Here is a 24092-nt window from a genome sequence, read left to right as displayed (position 1 = left end):
CCTGCTACCCCAGATGAGACTAGCGCTGATTATCATGTCACCACCTCTCGTTACGCTCGTGAAGCAGAAGATGAAGATGATCGCCGTGAGGAATCACGCGGTCGTAGCACTCGCAGCACTAAAGCGAAAACGGCTAAAAAAGGAAAAGTTTCCGAGTCTAAAGCTGAGCGTGAAGAAGCACGTCGCGGTAAGGGCGGAAAACTTAAGCGTAAGAGCGCACTGCAGCAGCATGGCTTTAATAAGCCAGCACAGCCGGTAAACCGTGACGTTATCATTGGTGAAACCATCACTGTGGCTGAGTTAGCGGCAAAAATGGCTGTTAAAGGTTCTGAAGTCATCAAAGCGATGATGAAAATGGGCGCTATGGCAACCATTAACCAAGTGATCGATCAAGAAACCGCACAAATGGTTGCGGAAGAGATGGGCCATAAAGTTATCCTGCGTCGTGAAAACGAGCTGGAAGAGTCCGTCATGAGCGATCGTGATACTGATGCTGCGAGCATGCCGCGTGCACCGGTTGTGACCATCATGGGCCACGTTGACCACGGTAAAACATCACTGCTTGACTACATTCGCTCGGCGAAAGTTGCCGCAGGCGAAGCCGGTGGTATTACCCAGCACATTGGTGCGTACCATGTGGAAACTGAGAACGGTATGATTACCTTCTTAGATACTCCAGGTCACGCCGCATTTACCTCTATGCGTGCTCGTGGTGCAAAAGCGACTGATATCGTTGTACTGGTTGTTGCAGCAGATGATGGCGTGATGCCACAAACTATCGAAGCTATCCAGCATGCGAAAGCTGCCGGTGTACCGATTGTTGTTGCGGTAAACAAAATTGATAAAGATGCAGCAAATCCTGATCGTGTTAAGCAAGAGTTGGCGCAATACAACGTCATGTCTGAAGATTGGGGTGGTGAGAGCCAGTTCGTGCATGTTTCCGCAAAAAGCGGTCAGGGCATCGATGAGCTGCTAGAAGCCATTTTGCTTCAATCTGAAGTCCTTGAGCTGAAAGCTGTACGTGATGGCATGGCAAGCGGTGTTGTGATCGAATCCTATCTGGATAAGGGTCGTGGCCCGGTAGCAACGGTACTGGTACAAGAAGGTACACTGAACAAAGGCGATATCGTTCTGTGTGGTTTCGAGTATGGCCGTGTACGTGCTATGCGTGATGAGCTAGGCCGTGACTCTGTTGAAGCAGGCCCGTCTATTCCGGTTGAAATCTTAGGCTTGTCAGGTGTTCCAGCAGCGGGTGATGAAGTTACCGTTGTTCGTGATGAGAAAAAGGCCCGTGAAGTAGCACTGTACCGTCAGGGTAAATTCCGTGATGTGAAACTTGCTCGTCAGCAAAAAGCAAAACTGGAAAACATGTTTGCGAACATGGCTGAAGGTGATGTTTCTGAACTGAATATCGTACTGAAAGCAGACGTACAAGGTTCTGTGGAAGCAATCTGCGATTCACTGACTAAACTGTCTACTGATGAAGTAAAAGTGAAGATTGTCGGTTCAGGCGTAGGTGGTATCACTGAAACTGATGCAACCTTGGCTGCAGCATCTAACGCAATTCTGGTTGGCTTTAACGTTCGTGCTGATGCAACTGCACGCCGTGTTGTTGAAGTTGAAAATCTGGATCTACGTTACTACTCTGTTATCTATCATCTGATTGATGAAGTGAAGCAGGCGATGAGCGGTATGCTAGCGCCTGAGTTCAAGCAAGAGATCATCGGTCTGGCAGAAGTACGTGATGTCTTTAAATCACCGAAAATCGGCTCTATTGCTGGTTGTATGGTTACTGAAGGTATCGTTAAGCGTCATAACCCTATCCGTGTACTGCGTGACAACGTGGTGATCTATGAAGGCGAGCTGGAATCTCTGCGTCGCTTTAAAGATGACCTGGCAGAAGTGCGTAACGGCATGGAATGTGGTATCGGCGTTAAAAACTATAACGACGTGCGTGTTGGCGATATGATCGAAGTGTACGAAATTATTGAAGTTAAACGTACTATCGATTAATCCCCGAGCAGGAGTCGCATATTGCGGATATATCCTGCACGGCGTGGCCACTAACAGGTCATATTGATACACACCATTGGGGGGCTTACGCCCCCCAATCTGTCTGGGGAAAACACCATGGCAAAAGAGTTCGGTCGTAGTAAGCGTGTCGCTCAAGAATTGCAAAAAGAAGTGGCTATCATTTTGCAGCGTGAAGTTAAAAATCCGCAAATTGGTATGGTCACTGTCTCTAGCGTTGAAGTCTCACGCGATCTGGCATACGCCAAAGTTTTTGTAACCTTCTTGTTTGATGATAGCGAAGCGATTGCGAGCGGTTTAAAATCACTTCGTGATTCAACCGGTTATATTCGTACCTTAGTCGGCAAAGCGATGCGTCTGCGTATCGTGCCAGACCTGCGTTTTGAGTACGATCAATCACTGACTGAAGGCATGCGGATGTCTAATTTGGTTACCAGTGTAGTCAAAGAAGATGATCGTCGCCGTCAAGATGAGCCGGAAGTAAGCGGTGATACTGATGCCTCCGCTGCACAGGATGGGGAGCAGATCTGATGTCTCGTCCACGTCGTCGCGGCCGCGATATTAACGGTATCCTGTTGCTTGATAAGCCGCAAGGGATCAGCTCGAACGATGCCCTGCAAAAAGTGAAGCGTCTTTATAATGCCAATAAAGCAGGTCATACCGGTGCGCTCGATCCATTAGCGACGGGGATGTTGCCACTTTGCTTTGGTGAGGCGACAAAATTCTCTCAGTATCTGCTTGATTCCGATAAGCGATACCGTGTGATAGCCAAGCTCGGACAGCGCACCAATACCTCTGATGCTGATGGCGAAGTGATTTGTGAACGTCCAGTCAATGTTGAGCTTACTCAACTGCAACAGGCACTGACGCACTTTGATGGAGAGATCCAGCAAGTGCCATCGATGTTCTCGGCGCTCAAGTATCAGGGTAAACCGCTGTACGAGTATGCGCGTCAAGGCATTGATATTCCGCGAGAGTCTCGCCCGATCACTATCTATGAATGCACATTAGTGCGTTTTGAAGGTGATGAGGTTGAGCTAGAAGTACACTGCTCAAAAGGCACGTATATCCGCACCATCGTGGATGATTTAGGTGAAATGTTAGGCTGTGGCGCACATGTGATTTATCTGCGCCGTCTTGCTGTCTCTAAATATCCGCAAGATCGCATGGTGACACTTGAGCAACTTGAAGCGCTGTTGCTGCAAGCCCAAGAAAACGAAACATCACCAAGCATCACGCTGGATCCGCTGCTGTTACCGATGGATACCGCAGTGCAAGACTTCCCTGAAGTGAATATGCCAACCATTGTTGCAGCATATGCTAAACAAGGGCAGCCGGTACAAGTTGCCGGAGCGCCGACATCTGGCCTCGTGCGGATGACCGAAGGTGATGAACACCTGTTCTTTGGTATGGCAGATATTGACGATCAAGGCCGTGTAGCGCCTCGCCGTTTGATTGTTAGTTAACTGCCTGCTGATTGAGTGATTTGATAATAATTTGACCACTTAGCCCTAGCTTGCACCTTGCGTTGTGCCAGTGGTCAGGCTAGAATATCGAGTCTTATTGTGGTGCTGAATTAGAGATCGGCGCCATGTTATTGAAACTTTATTAAGCTTTTAGGAGCGTACAATGTCTCTAAGTACTGAAGCTGTTGCAAAGATTGTTGCTGAATTTGGTCGCGATGAAAAAGATACCGGTTCTAGCGATGTTCAAGTTGCTCTGCTGACTGCACAGATTAACCACCTGCAAGGCCACTTTGCAGCACACAAAAAAGATCACCACGGTCGTCGTGGTCTGCTGCGTATGGTTTCTCAGCGTCGTAAACTGCTTGATTACCTGAAGCGTAAAGACGTTGAGCGTTACACTGCGCTGATCGCACGTCTGGGTCTGCGTCGCTAATTGCGAAAAGATTCGGGAAAGGGGCCTTACGGCCCCTTTCTTCTATTAAACTCGCTGCATATCGCAGTTGGGATTTAATGCCGTCGGTATTTGTATTGTTATTTGCAAACATGCCGTGAACTGCATCGATTACCCGTAAAGAGTCATTGAACATCTAATACACCGCAATCAAATCGAAAAATAAATTCTTCTGCATGAGTTCGCGCGACTAACGAGACACGTTTTTACTCAGCAAAAACGTGTCTCGTTAGTCGCGAGAATGCAGTTATTTTCGACAATGACGGTGATAGGGCTAAGCGCAATCAGAGGATATTCGATATACTGAACAGCGCATTAGACAGTTGACATCTATTTAAGGATAAACACGTGAATCCTATCGTACGTAAATTTAAGTATGGTCAGCATACCGTTACACTGGAAACCGGTGTTATGGGTCGTCAAGCAACAGCTGCCGTTATGGTCAGCATGGATGATACCTGCGTTTTCGTGACCGTTGTCGGTAAAAAAGAAGCCAAGCCAGGCCAGAGCTTTTTCCCGCTGACAGTCAATTATCAAGAGCGTACTTACGCAGCTGGCCGTATTCCAGGTGGCTTCTTTAAGCGTGAAGGCCGCCCATCAGAAGGCGAAACATTAACCTCTCGCCTGATTGACCGCCCAATCCGCCCTCTGTTCCCAGAAGGTTTCTTGAACGAAGTTCAGGTTGTAGCAACTGTAGTATCAGTGAACCCGCAAATCTGCCCAGATATTGTTGCAATGATCGGTGCATCAGCTGCACTGACCTTGTCTGGTATTCCGTTTAGCGGCCCAATTGGTGCAGCTCGTGTAGGTTATATCAATGATCAGTATGTACTGAACCCAACAATGGATGAGCTGGCTGTGAGCCGCTTGGATCTGGTTGTTGCAGGTACAGACAACGCAGTGCTGATGGTTGAATCAGAAGCCGATATTCTGAGCGAAGATCAGATGCTGGGTGCGGTTGTGTTTGGTCATGACCAGCAGCAAACTGTTATTGAAAATATTAAAGCATTCGTTGCTGAAGCAAATGTCACTCCGTGGGAATGGCATGCGCCGGCAGTTAATGCGCCACTGAAAGCACGTATTGCTGAGCTGGCAACTGCTCGTATCAATGACGCTTATCGCATCAAAGAAAAACAAGTACGCTATGAGCACGTTGCAGCAATTAAAGCTGACGTAACTGCCGTGCTAGTTGCAGAAGATGAAGCACTTGATGCCGGTGAAATCAGTGACCTGCTGAGCGATCTTGAGTACCGTGTTGTACGTGATAGCATCCTGAACGGTGAACCACGCATCGATGGCCGTGAGCCAGATATGGTTCGTGCTCTTGATGTTCGTACTGGCGTATTGCCACGTACCCATGGTTCTGCACTGTTTACCCGTGGTGAAACGCAGGCTCTGGTTACTGCAACACTGGGTACTGAGCGTGATGCACAAACCATTGATGAGTTGACCGGTGAGCGCACCGATCGTTTCATGCTGCACTACAACTTCCCACCGTACTCTGTGGGCGAAACCGGTATGATGGGCTCACCAAAGCGCCGTGAAATCGGTCATGGTCGTTTGGCAAAACGCGGTGTTGCCGCTGTAATGCCGTCACCGGCTGAATTCCCGTATACCGTTCGTGTGGTTTCTGAAATCACCGAATCTAACGGCTCTTCTTCTATGGCGTCAGTCTGCGGTGCTTCTTTGGCGCTGATGGATGCAGGCGTACCGGTTAAGGCATCTGTTGCCGGTATTGCAATGGGTCTGGTGAAAGAAGATGAGCGCTTTGTGGTTCTTTCTGACATCCTAGGTGATGAAGATCATCTAGGTGACATGGACTTTAAAGTAGCCGGTACCCGTGGTGGTGTAACTGCACTGCAGATGGATATCAAAATCGAAGGTATCACCCGCGAGATCATGCAAATTGCATTGAATCAGGCGAAGGGTGCACGTATGCACATCCTGAACGTGATGGAAGAAGCGATTCTGACTCCACGTAATGATATCTCTGAATTTGCACCACGTATCCATACCATCAAGATCAGTCCTGAGAAGATCAAAGATGTTATCGGTAAAGGTGGTGCGGTGATCCGTGCGCTGACCGAAGAGACCGGCACAACCATCGAAATTGAAGATGATGGCACAGTGAAGATTGCTTCTGCTGACGGTGAAGCTGCGAAGCGTGCAATTGCTCGTATTGAGCAGATCACTGCTGATGTGGAAGTTAACCGTATTTATACCGGTAAAGTGACACGTATTGTTGACTTTGGTGCCTTTGTTTCTGTTGTTGGTGCTAAAGAAGGCCTGGTTCATATTTCTCAAATCACCGATAAGCGTGTAGAGAAAGTCTCTGATTACCTTGAGATGGGTCAGGAAGTTCGTGTTAAAGTATTGGAAGTTGATCGTCAAGGTCGTATCCGTCTGAGCATTAAAGAAGCTATGGCTTCTGAGCAGACAGAAGAGCAACAACCTGCGGCTGAATAAATCGGTTTGACGACGCGTTGCGGCCAATATTGCACAAGCCAATCTCGTAAAAATATCGGGGGGCGGGATGCCTCCCCGATTTTTGCGGTCAGGAGTTGGAAATGAACCCATTCTCGCGCTGGGTATGCGGTGTAATGGTAGTGTTGCTGACCGGATGTAGCAGCGCTGGCTTTGACTGGCGTCAAAGTGCCGTACTGGCTATACCATTACAACCTAGCCTGCAACAGGAAGTCATGCTGGCTCGCATGGAGCAAATACTCTCCAGCAGGGCACTGAGTGATGGAGAACGAGCGCAGTTACTGTATGAACGTGGCGTGTTGTATGACAGCCTCGGGCTACAGGCATTGGCTCGGAATGATTTTACCCAGGCACTGGCATTGCGCCAGGATATGCCTGAGGTTTTCAACTACTTAGGCGTGTATTTTACCCAGTCAGGCCAGTTTGATGCAGCATATGAAGCATTTGACTCTGTACTGGAATTGGATCCTGAGTACCGTTACGCTTTACTCAATCGGGGTATTGCGTTGTATTACGGTGGCCGTTATAAGCTCGCTCAGGAAGACTTGCTCGCTTTTTATCAAGATGATCCTGACGATCCCTTTAGGGTTTTGTGGCTTTATCTGGTAGAATCAGAGCAGAGCAAGGATGAGGCGCTAAAGGCACTGCGGCAACGTTATGAAGCTGCAAGCCAAGATAACCCTGGCTGGAATATTGTTGCACTGTATTTGGGCGACATTTCTGATGCCGAGTTTATGCGTCGATTACAGGATAACTCCACCGATAACACGTCTCTGGCAGAGCACCTAAGTGAAGCATATTTCTACTTAGGCAAACGCTATCTAAGCAAAGGGGATGTCAATGGTGCGGTATCCCTTTTTAAACTGACAATGGCTAACAATGTCCATAATTTTGTGGAACATCGTTATGCTATGCTTGAACTGTCTTTATTAGGACAGGGCGATACGTCAGAAGCCAACTAATTGAATTTTATGAGTATCAGTCATTACTTTACGGTGATGACTGCGCTCGTCTTGTCATTGTGATCGCGTCAGTTCACAGTTTTGCTTGAAATGCTCCGCGCATTTTCTCGCCAACTAATGTAAACTGGCGCCCGTTTTTTATATTGAGACTACGTCATGGCTGAATTAGAGACTACTTTTGCTGAACTGGGTTTGCCAACCTCGATCTTGACCGCCATTGAAAGCATGGGCTATGAAAAGCCGTCGCCGATTCAAGCGGCGTGTATTCCTCACCTGCTAGAAGGGCGTGATGTTCTGGGCATGGCTCAAACCGGTAGCGGTAAAACAGCAGCGTTTGCGTTGCCGTTATTATCCCGTATTCAGCCTGAAGTAGCTCGTCCTCAGGTACTGGTACTAGCGCCGACTCGTGAGCTGGCTGTACAGGTATCTGAGGCTTTTGGTGAATTTTCCAAAAACATGAGCGGTGTCCGTGTGTTGGCCCTGTACGGTGGTCAGCGTTACGACATTCAGTTGCGTGCGCTGCGTCAAGGCCCACAAGTTGTTGTGGGTACACCGGGCCGTTTGCTTGATCATATCAAGCGCGGAACGCTCGACTTATCTGGTCTGAAAGGGCTGGTTCTGGATGAAGCCGATGAAATGCTGCGTATGGGCTTCATCGAAGATGTTGAAACTATTATGGCTGAGCTGCCAGAAGAGCACCAAACGGCGCTGTTCTCTGCAACCATGCCAGATCCGATCCGTCGCATTACGCGCCGTTTCATGAAAAACCCGCAAGAAGTGAAAATTCAGGCGGCCGTTCGTACTACACCAAACATTGCCCAGAATTACTGGACTGTGTATGGCATGAGCAAGAATGACGCACTGGTTCGCTTCTTAGAATCAGAAGATTTTGATGCGGCCATCATCTTCGTACGTACTCGTACTGCCACATTAGATGTTGCTGAAGCGCTTGAGCGTCATGGTTATAGCTGTGCGGCATTGAACGGTGATATGACTCAGCCACTGCGTGAGCAGACACTTGATCGCCTGCGTAATGGCCGTTTAGACATTCTGATTGCAACGGATGTTGCAGCACGTGGTCTAGATGTTGAGCGTATCAGTTTGGTTGTAAACTACGATATTCCATTGGATGCAGAGTCTTACGTACACCGTATCGGCCGTACTGGTCGTGCTGGTCGTAGTGGCCGCGCACTGTTGTTCGTTGAACCGCGTGAGCGTCGTCTGCTGCGTAACGTTGAACGCACCATGAATGTCAGCATTCCAGAAGTTGATCTTCCAACCAACGCTCTGCTGGCTCAACGCCGTATTGAGCAGTTTAAAGCGAAGATTGCTCTGCAGCTTGAGCATCATGACTTGCCAGCTTACCGTGATCTGCTGACTGGTCTGATGGGCGAAGATCAAGATATGGCTGATTTGTCAGCAGCACTGCTGATGATGGCACAAGGCGATCGTAAACTGATTCTGCCTCCTGAGCCTGCTATGGATCGCCGTCCGCGTCGTGAATTCCGTGATCGTGATGATCGTGGTCGTCGTGATGACCGCCGTGACGGTCGCCGTGATGATCGTCCACGTCGTGAAGGTGCCCGTGATGGAGATCGCCCAGAGCGTCGTGAGCGTCGTGATGCAGGCCCGATGGATGTTTATCGCATCGAAGTGGGTCGTGAAGATGGTGTTGAAGTTCGTCATATCGTCGGTGCAATTGCCAACGAAGGTGATTTGAGCAGCCGTTATATCGGTAACATCAAGCTGTTTGATTCGCATTCAACAGTTGAATTGCCACGTGGTATGCCAACTGATCTGCTGGATCATTTCACCCGTACTCGCATTCTGAACAAACCAATCCGTATGCAACTGGTTGGTGAAGCAGCTGCACGTCCGGCAGGTGACCGTCCACGCGGTGATCGTCCTCCTCGCCGTGAAGGTGATCGTCCACGTGGTGATCGTCCTCCTCGTCGTGAAGGTGGCGAGCGTCGTGGTGGTTTTGGTAACGGTGAACGTCGTAGCGGTGAGCGCAGCCACAATGGCGAGCGTCGCGAGCGTCCAGCAGCACCAAAAGAGTAATTATTACTAGCGAAAATATCATGATGTGTGTTGAATATTGCGCATCATGATAGTGCTGTTACCTGTACAAGGTTATTGATATAGGTAATGGCAATTCAGACTAGATAATTCATAGTCATAGTGCCGGTTTGTTTATCGCAAACCGGTATTTTTTTATCCCTTGTATGGGATTTTTTGTTTGCTTTGTCCTCTTTCCCTCTGTCGCGTTTATTTCCTTTTCTCTTTTCTCTTTTCTCTTTTCTCTTTTCTGTTTTATCTATTTCTAAATATCCCAAATAAAAAATTGTTTTTGAGAGGCTGTGTGTCCCTAAAAATGTGAGTTTTTTTATAGTGGGGAATGGAATATGTCAAAAAGTATAAAAAAAGCCCTGTCAAATGACAGGGCTTTGTATATCAGAAGAGCTCGGTAATTTTCTGTGTGATTTTTAACATGATAACGGTAAGGTTTAACCGGTATCGTTGTTATACAACAGTAAAAATCAGTATATTACAGTGAAGCGATCACTGTGTGTTGCTCTTCAAGTTTTTGTTTTGCTTGTGCGTAACCTACGAGTTTTTCACGCTCTTTGGCGATGACCGCTTCCGGCGCTCGGGCAACAAAACCTTCGTTGGCCAGTTTGTTTTCAATACGCGAAACTTCACCATTCACCTTTTCGATCTCTTTTTGCAGGCGAGCAAGCTCTGCATCTTTATCGATAAGGCCTGCCATTGGGATCAGTACCTCGGTGTTTCCGACCAGTTTTGTCACGGAAACAGGGCCTTTTTCCCCTTCAGCCAGCAATGTTATGCTCTCTAAACGCGCCAGACTTTGAATGAAGGTTTGGTTGGCGTTTACGCGGCGCTGTTCTTCGGTACTGGCGTTGCGCAGCAGAATATCGAGTGGCTTGCTTGGTGCGATATTCATCTCTGCACGGATATTACGTACGGCAATGATTAGCTGTTTGATCCACTCGAGATCTTCCATTGCTGCGGCGTCGGTCGCCTCTGGCTGATATTCTGGGAATGGCTGCAACATGATGGTTGCGGCATCAACATTGGCCAGCACTTTAACCCGCTGCCAGATCTCTTCGGTAATAAATGGAATAATCGGGTGCGCCAGACGCAGCAGGCCTTCGAGCACATGGATCAGGGTGTGGCGTGTGCCACGCAGCTCGGAATCTGAGCCGCTGTTCATCACCGGTTTGGTCAGTTCCAGATACCAGTCGCAGAACTGATTCCAAGTGAATTCGTACAAAATACCAGCTGCGATATCAAAGCGGTAGTTGTCGAGTGCTTCACGGAAGGCTTTTACGGTGTTGTTGAATTCACCTAAAATCCAGCGATCGGCCAGCGACAGTACCATTTCGCCACCGTGTTGGCCGCAATCTTGATCTTCGGTATTCATTAATACAAAGCGGCTGGCGTTCCATAATTTATTACAGAAATTACGGTAACCTTCCAGACGTTTCATATCCCAGTTGATATCTCGGCCGGTAGAGGCGAGTGCTGCTAGGGTGAAACGTAAGGCATCAGTGCCATGTGCTTCAATGCCTTCTGGGAACTGTTTTTGTGTACTCTTGCCGATTTTCTCTGCTAGCTGTGGTTGCATCATATTACCGGTGCGTTTTTCCAGCAGATTTTCCAGCGAAATACCGTCAATCATATCCAGTGGGTCGATAACGTTACCCTTGGATTTTGACATTTTCTGACCCTGTTCATCACGGATAAGGCCGGTGACATACACGGTTTTAAATGGAACTTGCGGTTTACCGTCTTCATCTTTGATGAAGTGCATGGTCATCATGATCATGCGGGCAACCCAGAAGAAGATGATGTCAAAACCGGTCATCAACACATCAGTCGGATGGAAGGTTTTCAGTGCATCGGTATTTTCCGGCCAGCCGAGGGTGGAGAAAGTCCACAGAGCGGAGGAGAACCAGGTGTCGAGTACATCATCGTCTTGGCGCAGTACAATAACGTTGTCTAAGTTATATTTGCTGCGCACTTCTTCTTCGGTACGGCCGACATAGACGTTACCGTTGTTATCGTACCAAGCTGGAATGCGGTGACCCCACCAGAGCTGACGTGAGATACACCAGTCTTGAATATCACGCATCCAAGAGAAGTACATGTTTTCGTACTGCTTTGGAACGAACTGGATATCCCCGTTTTCAACGGCTTCAACGGCAGTTTTGGCCAGTGGCGCTACGCGTACATACCACTGGTCGGTCAGCATCGGCTCTATCACCACGCCACCGCGATCTCCGTAAGGAATGGTCAGATCGTGTGGTTTGATCTCTTCGAGCAGGCCAAGAGCTTCAAATTCAGCAACTACGGCTTTACGCGCAGCAAAACGCTCCATGCCACGATACTTAGCTGGCAGCTCGGTGCTGTAAGCGGTGCTTGGTTCGCCGTTGGTATTGAACACTTCAGCTTCATCGCGGATATCCGCATTGAAGGTCAAAATGTTGATCATCGGCAAGTTATGGCGTTTGCCGACTTCATAGTCATTGAAATCGTGTGCCGGGGTGATCTTCACGCAACCGGTGCCTTTTTCCATATCGGCGTGTTCATCGCCCAAAATAGGAATGCGGCGTCCAACAATTGGCAGAGTGATCTCTTTACCAATCAGATTTTTATAGCGTGGATCTTCAGGGTTTACAGCAACGCCGGTATCACCCAGCATGGTTTCCGGACGCGTAGTCGCGACTACGATGTAGTCTTTACCGTCTGCGGTTTTAACACCGTCTGCCAGCGGGTAGCGGAAATGCCACATCGAGCCTTTACTCTCTTTGTTTTCCACTTCCAGATCAGAAATTGCGGTGTGCAGTTTGGGATCCCAGTTTACCAGACGCTTGCCACGGTAGATCAGATCGTCTTCGTACAGGCGTACAAAGACTTCTTTAACGGCATTAGACAGGCCGTCATCCATGGTGAAACGTTCACGTTCCCAGTCAACGGATGCGCCTAAGCGGCGCATTTGTTTGCAAATTGTACCGCCAGACTCGGCTTTCCATTCCCAGATCTTGTCGATAAACGCTTCACGGCCATAATCTTGGCGGGTTTTGTTCTCTTCCGCGGCAATTTTACGCTCTACGACCATTTGGGTTGCAATACCCGCGTGATCGGTACCAACCTGCCATAAGGTATTTTTGCCCTGCATCCGCTGATAGCGGGTAAGTGCATCCATCATGGTTTGCTGGAAAGCGTGCCCCATGTGCAGGCTGCCGGTGACATTCGGCGGCGGGATCATGATGCAATAACTGTCTTTGCTGGTATCACCGTGTGGCTTAAAGTAGCCGTTCTCTTCCCAAGCTTGATATAAGGCTTGTTCGATGGCGTTCGGGTTATAGGTCTTTTCCATGGTCATCTTAAGGCTAATTCGTTGAAGGCGTTACGCCAAGATCGTGGGTTGCAAGCTGGAAGCCGGCTTGCCGGTATGCTTTGTAGCGCTCACGCGCCAGCTGCTTTAGAGTTTCGTCATACGGCACGAAGTCTACCACTTGGGTAAATGCAGAGGCAAAGTCAGCAACCTGAGGTAGTAAGGATATCAGTAAATCGCGTCGTGATGCGTTACGTTTTTCTGGCCACGCAATTTCTACGGGTGAGCCATAGTGCGGGCCTTCGCCAGCAAGGTTATGCGGTACAAACTGCTGTGGATCAAATTGCCACAACGCCTCATCAAGGCGAAACGCATCTTGCTGTGAGGCACAGGCCAGCAGTACTCGCAGCCCGTTACGCCACGCATCCGCTGCCAACTGACAAGCTAGAAGCTCATGGCTTGCGATATCAGACGGCGCATCTGCTGCTGCCGGTGCATGTAATAGGTAGAAGGTTGCTTGCTTTATCATAATATAAACGGGGGCAAATGCCCCCGAGAGTACTCAGATTCAGTGGAAAACAGCCGAAGCAGCTACCACACATGTCATCTGTTGCGGCATGACTGCGCAGCATTACTCTTCGATATTCACGCCTGCGCGGTTTAGCAAAAACTGCGTCAGCATCGGAACAGGTCGTCCGGTTGCGCCTTTTGCTTTGCCTGATCGCCATGCTGTACCGGCAATATCAAGATGTGCCCAGTTGTACTTTTTGGTAAAGCGTGAGAGGAAACAACCTGCAGTAATTGCACCTGCTGGGCGGCCGCCAATATTTGCCATATCCGCAAAGTTAGACTCTAACTGTTCGTGATATTCATCACCTAGCGGTAAACGCCAGGCTTTGTCTCCGGCTTGCTCTGAGGCATTGAGCAGATCATTTGCTAGCGGATTATGGTTAGAAAGCAACCCGCTGATATGGTGACCCAATGCAATTACACATGCACCGGTTAATGTAGCAACATCAATCACCAGTTCTGGCTCAAATCGTTCAGCATAGGTAAGTGTATCACACAATACCAAACGGCCTTCGGCATCTGTGTTTAACACTTCAACTGTTTGGCCCGACATAGTGGTAAGAATATCACCCGGGCGATAGGCTTTACCATCAGCCATATTTTCACAGCCAGCCAAAATACCCACAACATTCAGTGGAAGTTGCAGTTCGGCTATTGCGCGCATCACACCGAATACTGTTGCTGCACCACACATGTCGTATTTCATCTCATCCATCCCCTCAGCGGGTTTGATTGAGATACCACCGGCATCAAAGGTCAGCCCTTTGCCGATCAGCACAATTGGCTTATCTTCAGGGTTGGCTGCACCTTTATAATCGATAATCGACATTAACGACTCATTTTGTGAGCCCTGACCAACAGCAAGATAGGCATTCATGCCCAGCTCTTTCATCTGCTGTTCGCCAATAACACGGGTGGTTACTGGTGCAAACTCATCAGCCAACTGGCGAGCATGTGACGCTAAATAAGCCGGATTACAGATATTAGGTGGCATGTTACCTAAATCTTTGGCAATTTTTAGTCCAGAAGCCACTGCCAGTGCATGCTGAATGGCTTTTTCCCCGACTGTTAATTCACGGCGGGTTGGTACATTAAAGACCATTTTTCGTAATGGACGACGCGGCTCAACTTTGATGCTCTTCATTTGATCAAAGGTATAGAGCGCCTCTTTTGCTGACTCAACAGCCTGACGCACTTTCCAGTAGGTATTGCGGCCACGCACATGCAGTTCAGTTAAAAAGCAAACCGCTTCCATTGAACCGGTTTCGTTGAGCGTATTGATGGTTTTCTGGATTATTTGCTTATACTGACGTTCATCAAGCTCACGCTCTTTACCGCAGCCAACTAGCAATACACGCTCGGAAAGAATGTTGGGAACTTGATGTAAAAGCAGCATCTGACCGGGTTTACCCTCAAGATCACCGCGGCGTAATAATGAACTAATATAACCATCACTGATCTTATCCAATTGCTCAGCAATCGGTGATAGACGGCGAGGTTCGAAGACACCGACAACAATGCAGGCGCTACGCTGCTTTTCTGGGCTGCCGCTTTTAACACTAAACTCCATGCAGTCTCCTAAAGACAAAGGATGTGCTTTTCGGGATAATGACGAACGGGTTAAGTTCATCGCATTCACCAGACTAATACGTTAACCTATCTAGCGAACAACGTAAGGGGTATTATCCCTTGCTCGTTAGAGGGCCAAAGAATTGAAAAATGGCTTGTTAACCCAAAAACTATAGATATTCACTTAAAAAAACAAGTTTTCGCAGGCATAAATAGCGTGATCATTATTAGATATCTGGTACGGGAAGTGCTTAAGAGCCAGATCGCCATCTTGTTCGTCTTGATGTTGATCTTCTTCTGCCAGAAGTTAGTCCGAGTTTTATCCTCTGCTGTAGAAGGCGATCTACCGGCAGATTTAGTGCTGTCTATTTTAGGCCTAGGCTTACCTTATATGGCACAATTGATGTTGCCACTGAGCCTGTTTGTCGGTTTGTTGTTCACCTATGGCCGGCTTTACGCCGAAAGTGAAATGACCGTGATGTTCGCCTGCGGTATGGGTAAGCGGATGCTGATCCGTGCTGCGGCATGGTTGGCACTGTTTACTGCCATTATGGCCGCAGCGAATGTCTTGTGGTTAAGCCCGCTCTCGGCACAAACTGAAGAGCGTGTTATCTCAGAAGCAAAAGCCAATCCAGGGCTTGCTGCGCTGGTGGCTGGGCAATTCCAAAGCTCACCCGATGGCAGTTCGGTTATTTTTGTCAACAACATCGATAACAACAAACTTAATAATGTGTTTGTTGCACAACTGCGTCCGCGCGGAGAGAGTAGCCGACCCTCGATTGTCGTATCAAAATCCGGTGCAGTAGAAAAGGCGAAAAATGGCGATCAAATGCTGATACTGGATGACGGAATTCGCTATGAAGGCACCGCATTTTTACGCGATTTTCGAATTACCCATTTTGATACCTACAATGCCGTGATTGGTCACCAAGATGTCACCGTTGATAACAATGACTGGGAACAGATGTCTACCCGTGATCTGTGGAACAATGACAACATCAAAGCACGCTCTGAACTTAACTGGCGGCTGACCTTAATTATGGCTGTTCCTATTTTAGCGCTGCTGGTGATCCCTCTTTCTGCGGTCAATCCACGGCAAGGGCGCTTTGCTAATGTTGTTCCGGCCTTGCTGCTGTACCTCATTTATTTCCTGCTGCAAAGCTCACTAAAATCGGCCCTCGATAATGGGCGAATTGATACCAGTGCATGGATGTGGCTGACCAACGCCGGCTTCTTAGCTCTCGGGGTGATACTGAATATCTGGGATAGCGTGCCAATACGCCGTTTACGTGCCAAATGGCAAGGAGCGTCAGCATGATGCGAATCTTTGACTGGTACATTGGCCGCACCATCTTTAGTACCATCATGATGACACTGGCCACATTGGTCGGGCTATCTGGCATCATCAAATTTGTCGAGCAGCTAAAAAAAGTGGGTGAGGGCGCTTATAGCGTCTGGAGCGCAGGCACATTTACCCTGCTGACCATACCGTCTGATATTAATATTTTCTTCCCTATGGCCGCCTTGCTGGGCGCACTGCTAGGGTTGGGTATTTTGGCCAGCCGTAGTGAATTGGTAGTTATGGAAGCTGCTGGCTTTACCCGCCTGCAAATTGCCATGGCAGTAATGAAAACAGCTATCCCGCTCGTCATACTGACAATGGTGTTGGGCGAGTGGGGTGCGCCGTGGGGAGACCAACTGGCCCGTAATTTACGTGCAAAAGCCATTTATGGTGGATCACTGCTCTCAAATTCTGGCGGCTTGTGGGCAAAAGAGGGTAATGATTTTATCTACATCGAGCGTATTGTTAACCAGCAAGAGCTCAATGGTATCAACATTTACCAATTCAACCCGCAGCAACAATTGCAGTCAGTCACCTACGCTAACAGCGCTAATTACAGTGATGGAAGCTGGACACTATATCAAATCGATAAATCCGTCATTGGTGAAAAATCAGTAGAAGGCGTGCAACAGTTCTCGTCGAGCTGGAAAACCAGTTTAAGCCCCGACAAACTCAGTGTAGTCACCATCAAACCTGAATCGCTCTCTATCACCGGCTTATGGCAATACCTACATTACTTAAAACAGACCGGACAAGAGACAGGGCGTTATGAACTGGCCCTATGGCGGAAAGTTCTGCAACCGGTCACTGTTGGTGTCATGATGCTGCTAGCCCTTTCATTCATCTTTGGCCCGCTGCGCAGCGTGACCATGGGTGCTCGCGTACTTACCGGTATTTGCTTTGGCTTTGTCTTCTATGTAGCCGATCAGATTTTTGGCCCATTGAGCTTGGTATACCATGTTCCCGCCATTATTGGTGCTGCGTTCCCAAGCCTCATGTTCTTGGCACTCAGCTGGTACTTATTAACGCGTCGCCGCTGACAGTAAATAAAAAAATGACCGTAAGCTGTTTATTTCCGGCTTACGGTCACTATCACAACTCAAAGCGATTACTGTGCTTTACGCTTCCCGAGCAGCGATAAATTCTCATCTTTACCCAGCACAACAACCTCGCAATCAGCCATGTAATCTTGAAACGCCCGCAAATTACCCCGATCAAACAACACCACCAAATTACCCAATCCTACCGTTGCTGTTACCAGGCGCACAGTCGCTTGCGTAAATGTCAGATTACGACCATCTAATTGTTGAACCCTTAAACGCCAGGCTCGCATACCTAACGTTTGCCCGCTGCGCTGCCAAAAACCCACATAGAACCAGCAGAAACAACCCAATAAATAGAATGAATACACCGGCTGTGAATCTAAATACGCCGCCACATCCATATTCACCGGGATCTGAATTGCGCCTGTTTTAGCCAACAGTGCAGTACAACCCACTGCAATTGCCCCTGCAACCATCACAACAGCAAGAGAAAGCAACAAATCATAGATAAACGCACCTACACGTCGAAAAAAGCCCGCACGCGCGTGGCCAGAGGCAGACATAACAGCCATATACATCCTGTAGATAATCAAATAAAGCCAAAGTGTAGCGATAATTACCGTGTCGCAAAAGGAATTGTATTTTTTTCAATCGATTAAATCACAAAAACACATAAATTGATTGCAGAGCACAAACCGCTATGTATAATGCCAACCAACAAGCCAGTGTGGTGAAATCGGTAGACACAGTTGATTCAAAATCAACCGCCTTCGGGTGTGACGGTTCGAGTCCGTCCACTGGCACCAAAAAACCTTCTTAAGCAGCAATGTTTAAGAAGGTTTTTTGTTTTTGCGCTATAAATATTGCTTATGTAGAGCACTACGCTAGGTGAAATAGCAAGCCAACTCTTTTACACGATCTGCCTTTCAGACAAAACAAATCAACTGGGGGGATGACAGCCCTTTCGGTATTTACTACATGCATCTCTTTTGTGAGCAGCTCTCTTAGCAGTGCATCCTTATTATGTACCTATCTACATTGACGCTTATACCACTGACATTCACACTTGCTTCATCATTCTGATCATTTACCCTCTTTATTTGCGTACTCACACACTATTTACGTTCACCTTCATCACACTAAATAGCAGCAACCCCTACTATATGTGTTTTATGCAGAGTCTATCGGTCCCGTTTCCCGGTTCCCGGTTCTTTTATGTTTCACTGTATATAACCCTTCTTCTATATAGCTCTCTCCTTTATATACCGCTAATCCGCCGCGCCTTTCATACAAATCCCAACATAATGCAAGTCTAGCGTGTACAGGCAAAGAAAATCAGAACCTCAATGGGGGATAAAAGCAAAACCTTCTATATATTGGAGAGGCCCACAATCAACTTATGCACAGAAATAACAGCCTTGTTGTGAGTTACTTGTTGATAATCTGGGTGTAAATAAATGGCCTGAATCTTTTTACGTTTTTAGGTATTTATTTCGTTATTTCCTCTTGCACCAAACTCAAAACTCCCTATAATGCGACCCCACTGACACGGCAGCTGTGATGCAAATCACTGAAAGCTAAGCAGTAAAGAATAAAACGCTTTTAAGGAATGTGAAAAACAAACCTTGACAGCCAAAGGGAAATGCGGAATAATGCGCACCCTGTCAACGTGAAAGCGCTGACACTGCTCTTTAAAAAATTAATCAGACAATCTGTGTGGGCACTCGTTGAAGACGCTGACTATCCAAAAGATACTTAGTTAAACGAGTGACTGACAATTTATTTGCTAGTTATTTCGAGCGACAAACTTTAAATTGAAGAGTTTGATCATGGCTCAGATTGAACGCTGGCGGCAGGCCTAACACATGCAAGTCGAGCGGTAGCACAAAGAAGCTTGCTTCTTGGGTGACGAGCGGCGGACGGGTGAGTAATGCCTGGGGATCTGCCCGATAGAGGGGGATAACTACGGGAAACTGTAGCTAATACCGCATAATGTCTACGGACCAAAGTGGGGGCTCTTCGGACCTCATGCTATCGGATGAACCCAGGTGGGATTAGCTAGTTGGTGGGGTAATGGCTCACCAAGGCGACGATCTCTAACTGGTTTGAGAGAATGACCAGTCACACTGGAACTGAGACACGGTCCAGACTCCTACGGGAGGCAGCAGTGGGGAATATTGCACAATGGGGGAAACCCTGATGCAGCCATGCCGCGTGTGTGAAGAAGGCCTTCGGGTTGTAAAGCACTTTCAGCGAGGAGGAAAGGGAGCAGCTTAATACGCTGTTGCTATGACGTTACTCGCAGAAGAAGCACCGGCTAACTCCGTGCCAGCAGCCGCGGTAATACGGAGGGTGCAAGCGTTAATCGGAATTACTGGGCGTAAAGCGCACGCAGGCGGTTTGTTAAGTCAGATGTGAAATCCCCGCGCTCAACGTGGGAACTGCATTTGAAACTGGCAAGCTAGAGTCTTGTAGAGGGGGGTAGAATTCCAGGTGTAGCGGTGAAATGCGTAGAGATCTGGAGGAATACCGGTGGCGAAGGCGGCCCCCTGGACAAAGACTGACGCTCAGGTGCGAAAGCGTGGGGAGCAAACAGGATTAGATACCCTGGTAGTCCACGCTGTAAACGATGTCGATTTGGAGGTTGTGCCCTTGAGGCGTGGCTTCCGGAGCTAACGCGTTAAATCGACCGCCTGGGGAGTACGGCCGCAAGGTTAAAACTCAAATGAATTGACGGGGGCCCGCACAAGCGGTGGAGCATGTGGTTTAATTCGATGCAACGCGAAGAACCTTACCTACTCTTGACATCCAGAGAATCCTGTAGAGATACGGGAGTGCCTTCGGGAGCTCTGAGACAGGTGCTGCATGGCTGTCGTCAGCTCGTGTTGTGAAATGTTGGGTTAAGTCCCGCAACGAGCGCAACCCTTATCCTTTGTTGCCAGCGCGTAATGGCGGGAACTCAAAGGAGACTGCCGGTGATAAACCGGAGGAAGGTGGGGATGACGTCAAGTCATCATGGCCCTTACGAGTAGGGCTACACACGTGCTACAATGGCATATACAAAGGGCGGCAAGCTAGCGATAGTGAGCGAATCCCATAAAGTATGTCGTAGTCCGGATTGGAGTCTGCAACTCGACTCCATGAAGTCGGAATCGCTAGTAATCGTAGATCAGAATGCTACGGTGAATACGTTCCCGGGCCTTGTACACACCGCCCGTCACACCATGGGAGTGGGTTGCAAAAGAAGTAGGTAGCTTAACCTTCGGGGGGGCGCTTACCACTTTGTGATTCATGACTGGGGTGAAGTCGTAACAAGGTAACCGTAGGGGAACCTGCGGTTGGATCACCTCCTTACCTGCGATACCAGCCTTTGGCTGAGTGCTCACACAGATTGTTTGAAGTTGCGTCCCCTTCGTCTAGAGGCCTAGGACACCGCCCTTTCACGGCGGTAACAGGGGTTCGAACCCCCTAGGGGACGCCACAATTGCTCTTTAAAAATTTGGAAACAAGCTGATAAATAACTGAAGTTCTTAAGAACAAGCGTCTTGAGAAACTGGCATATGACCAGTTTAGTACTTTCATCAATCTGAAATAATTTTGGGTTGTATGGTTAAGTGACTAAGCGTACACGGTGGATGCCTTGGCAGTCAGAGGCGATGAAGGACGTGCTACCCTGCGAAAAGGGTTGGTGAGCTGGGATGAAGCGCTATTAACCAACCATGTCCGAATGGGGAAACCCACCTAAGATAACTTAGGTATCGTTAAGTGAATACATAGCTTAACGAGGCGAACCGGGAGAACTGAAACATCTAAGTACCCCGAGGAAAAGAAATCAACCGAGATTCCGTTAGTAGCGGCGAGCGAACGCGGAGCAGCCCAGAGTCAACATCAGCCAGTGTGTTAATGGAACGGCCTGGAAAGGCCGGCGATACAGGGTGATAGCCCCGTACATGAAAGTGCACTGGTTGTGAGCTCGATGAGTAAGACGGGACACGTGGTATCCTGTTTGAAGATGGGGGGACCATCCTCCAAGGCTAAATACTCCTGACTGACCGATAGCGAACCAGTACCGTGAGGGAAAGGCGAAAAGAACCCCTGTGAGGGGAGTGAAATAGAACCTGAAACCGTGTACGTACAAGCAGTAGGAGCACCTTCGTGGTGTGACTGCGTACCTTTTGTATAATGGGTCAGCGACTTATATTCTGTAGCAAGGTTAACCGAATAGGGGAGCCGTAGGGAAACCGAGTCTTAATAGGGCGCTTTAGTTGCAGGGTATAGACCCGAAACCCGGTGATCTAGCCATGGGCAGGTTGAAGGTTGGGTAACACTAACTGGAGGACCGAACCGACTAATGTTGAAAAATTAGCGGATGACTTGTGGCTGGGGGTGAAAGGCCAATCAAACCGGGAGATAGCTGGTTCTCCCCGAAAGCTATTTAGGTAGCGCCTCGGACGAATACCTACGGGGGTAGAGCACTGTTTGGGCTAGGGGGTCATCCCGACTTACCAACCCCATGCAAACTCCGAATACCGTAGAGTACTATCCGGGAGACACACGGCGGGTGCTAACGTCCGTCGTGAAGAGGGAAACAACCCAGACCGCCAGCTAAGGTCCCAAAGTCATGGTTAAGTGGGAAACGATGTGGGAAGGCTCAGACAGCTAGGATGTTGGCTTAGAAGCAGCCATCATTTAAAGAAAGCGTAATAGCTCACTAGTCGAGTCGGCCTGCGCGGAAGATTTAACGGGGCTAAACCATGCACCGAAGCTGCGGCAATGACGTTTAGGCGTTATTGGGTAGGGGAGCGTTCTGTAAGCGGTAGAAGGTGTGCTGTGAGGCATGCTGGACGTATCAGAAGTGCGAATGCTGACATAAGTAACGATAAGGGGAGTGAAAAACTCCCCCGCCGGAAGACCAAGGGTTCCTGTTCAACGTTAATCGGAGCAGGGTGAGTCGACCCCTAAGGCGAGGCTGAAAAGCGTAGTCGATGGGAAACGGGTTAATATTCCCGTACTTGTGGTGACTGCGAAGGGGGGACGGAGAAAGTTAGGCTATCCGGGCGACGGTTGTCCCGGTTTAAGCGTGAAGGTGGGAAGACTAGGTAAATCCGGTTTTCTGCATAACACTGAGGCGTGATGACGAAGCACTACGGTGCTGAAGTAGCTGATACTACGCTTCCAGGAAAAGCCTCTAAGCATCAGGTCACCAGAAATCGTACCCCAAACCGACACAGGTGGTCAGGTAGAGAATACTCAGGCGCTTGAGAGAACTCGGGTGAAGGAACTAGGCAAAATGGTGCCGTAACTTCGGGAGAAGGCACGCTGACGGTAGGTGAAGTCCCTTGCGGATGGAGCTGAAGTTAGTCGAAGATACCAGCTGGCTGCAACTGTTTATTAAAAACACAGCACTGTGCAAACACGAAAGTGGACGTATACGGTGTGACGCCTGCCCGGTGCCGGAAGGTTAATTGATGGGGTTAGCGCAAGCGAAGCTCTTGATCGAAGCCCCGGTAAACGGCGGCCGTAACTATAACGGTCCTAAGGTAGCGAAATTCCTTGTCGGGTAAGTTCCGACCTGCACGAATGGCGTAATGATGGCCAGGCTGTCTCCACCCGAGACTCAGTGAAATTGAAATCGCTGTGAAGATGCAGTGTACCCGCGGCAAGACGGAAAGACCCCGTGAACCTTTACTATAGCTTGACACTGAATATTGAGCCTTGATGTGTAGGATAGGTGGGAGGCATTGAAACGTGAACGCCAGTTTGCGTGGAGCCGACCTTGAAATACCACCCTTTAATGTTTGATGTTCTAACGTGGTCCCGTAATCCGGGATGCGGACAGTGTCTGGTGGGTAGTTTGACTGGGGCGGTCTCCTCCTAAAGAGTAACGGAGGAGCACGAAGGTTGGCTAATCCTGGTCGGACATCAGGAGGTTAGTGCAATGGCATAAGCCAGCTTAACTGCGAGACGGACAGGTCGAGCAGATACGAAAGTAGGTCATAGTGATCCGGTGGTTCTGCATGGAAGGGCCATCGCTCAACGGATAAAAGGTACTCCGGGGATAACAGGCTGATACCGCCCAAGAGTTCATATCGACGGCGGTGTTTGGCACCTCGATGTCGGCTCATCACATCCTGGGGCTGAAGTTGGTCCCAAGGGTATGGCTGTTCGCCATTTAAAGTGGTACGCGAGCTGGGTTTAGAACGTCGTGAGACAGTTCGGTCCCTATCTGTCGTGGGCGTTGGATGATTGAGGGGGGCTGCTCCTAGTACGAGAGGACCGGAGTGGACGTATCTCTGGTGTTCCGGTTGTCACGCCAGTGGCATTGCCGGGTAGCTAAATACGGAAGAGATAAGCGCTGAAAGCATCTAAGCGCGAAACTTGCCCCGAGATGAGTCATCCCTGAGGCCTAGAGCCTCCTAAAGGGTTGTTGGAGACTACGACGTAGATAGGCAGGGTGTGTAAGCGTAGCGATACGTTGAGCTAACCTGTACTAATTGCCCGTGAGGCTTAACCATACAACGCCAAAGTTATGTTGGACGATGAAGTTCAGACGATGTTTTTGAGAGCAAAACAGAATTTATCAGTGCGTTTTCAGATTTAGCGTAATGGCCATGAGATGGCGGTTATGTAAATAGAATACAAGAATTTGCCTGGCGGCGATAGCGCGGTGGTCCCACCTGACCCCATGCCGAACTCAGCAGTGAAACGCCGTAGCGCCGATGGTAGTGTGGGGTCTCCCCATGCGAGAGTAGGGAACTGCCAGGCATCAAATAAGTAAAAAGCCCATCCGAAAGGATGGGCTTTTTGGCATA

At 48.7% G+C, this 24092-nt stretch carries 12 protein-coding genes, 2 tRNA genes, 3 rRNA genes and 1 pseudogene; 14 read left to right on the top strand and 4 right to left on the bottom strand.

What is annotated here, in order from left to right; translation table 11 throughout:
* Positions 1 to 21: 21 nt before the first annotated feature.
* From infB to AC1HDJ_RS00060, 7 genes and pseudogenes are all read left to right on the top strand, one after another.
* Positions 22 to 2013, top strand: a pseudogene (gene infB, locus AC1HDJ_RS00090) (translation initiation factor IF-2); the annotation flags it as partial.
* Positions 2014 to 2130: 117 nt separating this feature from the next.
* Positions 2131 to 2562 (top strand): 30S ribosome-binding factor RbfA, encoded by a 432-nt coding sequence (rbfA, locus tag AC1HDJ_RS00085; protein ID WP_479536236.1) that lies wholly within the window; start codon positions 2131 to 2133, stop codon positions 2560 to 2562.
* Positions 2562 to 3497 carry a tRNA pseudouridine(55) synthase TruB gene (gene truB / locus AC1HDJ_RS00080; protein ID WP_479536234.1) on the top strand — a complete coding sequence of 312 codons (936 nt, stop codon included), beginning with the start codon at positions 2562 to 2564 and terminating at the stop codon, positions 3495 to 3497. The genes rbfA and truB overlap by 1 nt, the downstream gene beginning before the upstream one ends.
* 163 nt (positions 3498 to 3660) lie before the next feature.
* On the top strand, positions 3661 to 3930 hold the full coding sequence (rpsO, locus tag AC1HDJ_RS00075) for a 30S ribosomal protein S15 (protein ID WP_438623567.1): 270 nt from the start codon (positions 3661 to 3663) through the stop codon (positions 3928 to 3930).
* Between the two features lie 366 nt (positions 3931 to 4296).
* Positions 4297 to 6414, top strand: coding sequence for a polyribonucleotide nucleotidyltransferase (pnp, locus tag AC1HDJ_RS00070; protein WP_479536231.1), 2118 nt, complete (start codon positions 4297 to 4299; stop codon positions 6412 to 6414).
* Positions 6415 to 6515: 101 nt separating this feature from the next.
* Positions 6516 to 7394, top strand: coding sequence for a lipoprotein NlpI (nlpI, locus tag AC1HDJ_RS00065; protein ID WP_479536229.1), 879 nt, complete (start codon positions 6516 to 6518; stop codon positions 7392 to 7394).
* Between the two features lie 156 nt (positions 7395 to 7550).
* A complete protein-coding gene (locus AC1HDJ_RS00060; RefSeq protein ID WP_479536227.1) occupies positions 7551 to 9455 on the top strand; it encodes a DEAD/DEAH family ATP-dependent RNA helicase in 1905 nt (634 codons plus the stop codon).
* Positions 9456 to 9942: 487 nt separating this feature from the next.
* Here the strand turns inward: AC1HDJ_RS00060 and AC1HDJ_RS00055 are convergent, their stop codons facing one another.
* From AC1HDJ_RS00055 to pepA, 3 genes are all read right to left on the bottom strand, one after another.
* Positions 9943 to 12798, bottom strand: a complete 2856-nt coding sequence (locus AC1HDJ_RS00055; protein ID WP_479536225.1) for a valine--tRNA ligase — start codon at positions 12796 to 12798, stop codon at positions 9943 to 9945.
* A gap of 13 nt (positions 12799 to 12811) precedes the next feature.
* Positions 12812 to 13282 carry a DNA polymerase III subunit chi gene (locus AC1HDJ_RS00050; protein WP_479537158.1) on the bottom strand — a complete coding sequence of 157 codons (471 nt, stop codon included), beginning with the start codon at positions 13280 to 13282 and terminating at the stop codon, positions 12812 to 12814.
* A 105-nt stretch (positions 13283 to 13387) separates the two neighbouring features.
* Positions 13388 to 14896, bottom strand: coding sequence for a leucyl aminopeptidase (gene pepA / locus AC1HDJ_RS00045; protein WP_438623572.1), 1509 nt, complete (start codon positions 14894 to 14896; stop codon positions 13388 to 13390).
* Positions 14897 to 15112: 216 nt separating this feature from the next.
* On the opposite strand from pepA, the gene lptF reads away from it, so the two are divergent.
* Positions 15113 to 16213, top strand: a complete 1101-nt coding sequence (gene lptF, locus AC1HDJ_RS00040; RefSeq protein ID WP_479536222.1) for an LPS export ABC transporter permease LptF — start codon at positions 15113 to 15115, stop codon at positions 16211 to 16213.
* A complete protein-coding gene (gene lptG, locus AC1HDJ_RS00035; RefSeq protein WP_479536220.1) occupies positions 16210 to 17277 on the top strand; it encodes an LPS export ABC transporter permease LptG in 1068 nt (355 codons plus the stop codon). The genes lptF and lptG overlap by 4 nt, the downstream gene beginning before the upstream one ends.
* A 68-nt stretch (positions 17278 to 17345) precedes the next feature.
* Here lptG and AC1HDJ_RS00030 read toward each other — a convergent pair whose 3' ends face one another.
* Positions 17346 to 17852 carry an RDD family protein gene (locus tag AC1HDJ_RS00030; RefSeq protein WP_479536218.1) on the bottom strand — a complete coding sequence of 169 codons (507 nt, stop codon included), beginning with the start codon at positions 17850 to 17852 and terminating at the stop codon, positions 17346 to 17348.
* 149 nt (positions 17853 to 18001) lie between these two features.
* On the opposite strand from AC1HDJ_RS00030, the gene AC1HDJ_RS00025 reads away from it, so the two are divergent.
* From AC1HDJ_RS00025 to rrf, 5 genes are all read left to right on the top strand, one after another.
* Positions 18002 to 18086 (top strand) — tRNA-Leu (locus tag AC1HDJ_RS00025).
* Positions 18087 to 19091: 1005 nt separating this feature from the next.
* Positions 19092 to 20634: ribosomal RNA gene (locus tag AC1HDJ_RS00020) — 16S ribosomal RNA — on the top strand.
* Between the two features lie 51 nt (positions 20635 to 20685).
* Positions 20686 to 20761: transfer RNA gene (locus AC1HDJ_RS00015), tRNA-Glu, on the top strand.
* A 127-nt stretch (positions 20762 to 20888) separates the two neighbouring features.
* Positions 20889 to 23795: ribosomal RNA gene (locus AC1HDJ_RS00010) — 23S ribosomal RNA — on the top strand.
* 134 nt (positions 23796 to 23929) lie between these two features.
* A 5S ribosomal RNA gene (gene rrf, locus AC1HDJ_RS00005) occupies positions 23930 to 24045 on the top strand.
* Together the 16S, 23S and 5S rRNA genes with 1 tRNA gene alongside form the textbook arrangement of a ribosomal RNA operon.
* The last annotated feature ends 47 nt before the right edge of the window (positions 24046 to 24092 follow it).

Source organism: Plesiomonas sp. ISS29, from assembly GCF_056522795.1.
The sequence above is the reverse complement of the archived record's forward strand: the minus strand, read 5'-3'. Positions and strand labels throughout refer to the sequence as shown.

Bases quoted from the DNA above. Each gene is read 5' to 3' on its own strand.
- rbfA (WP_479536236.1), top strand. From the start codon at position 2,131: ATGGCAAAAGAGTTCGGTCGTAGTAAGCGTGTCGCTCAAGAATTGCAA.
- truB (WP_479536234.1), top strand. From the start codon at position 2,562: ATGTCTCGTCCACGTCGTCGCGGCCGCGATATTAACGGTATCCTGTTG.
- rpsO (WP_438623567.1), top strand. From the start codon at position 3,661: ATGTCTCTAAGTACTGAAGCTGTTGCAAAGATTGTTGCTGAATTTGGT.
- nlpI (WP_479536229.1), top strand. From the start codon at position 6,516: ATGAACCCATTCTCGCGCTGGGTATGCGGTGTAATGGTAGTGTTGCTG.
- AC1HDJ_RS00060 (WP_479536227.1), top strand. From the start codon at position 7,551: ATGGCTGAATTAGAGACTACTTTTGCTGAACTGGGTTTGCCAACCTCG.
- AC1HDJ_RS00055 (WP_479536225.1), bottom strand. From the start codon at position 12,798: ATGGAAAAGACCTATAACCCGAACGCCATCGAACAAGCCTTATATCAA.
- pepA (WP_438623572.1), bottom strand. From the start codon at position 14,896: ATGGAGTTTAGTGTTAAAAGCGGCAGCCCAGAAAAGCAGCGTAGCGCC.
- lptG (WP_479536220.1), top strand. From the start codon at position 16,210: ATGATGCGAATCTTTGACTGGTACATTGGCCGCACCATCTTTAGTACC.
- AC1HDJ_RS00030 (WP_479536218.1), bottom strand. From the start codon at position 17,852: ATGGCTGTTATGTCTGCCTCTGGCCACGCGCGTGCGGGCTTTTTTCGA.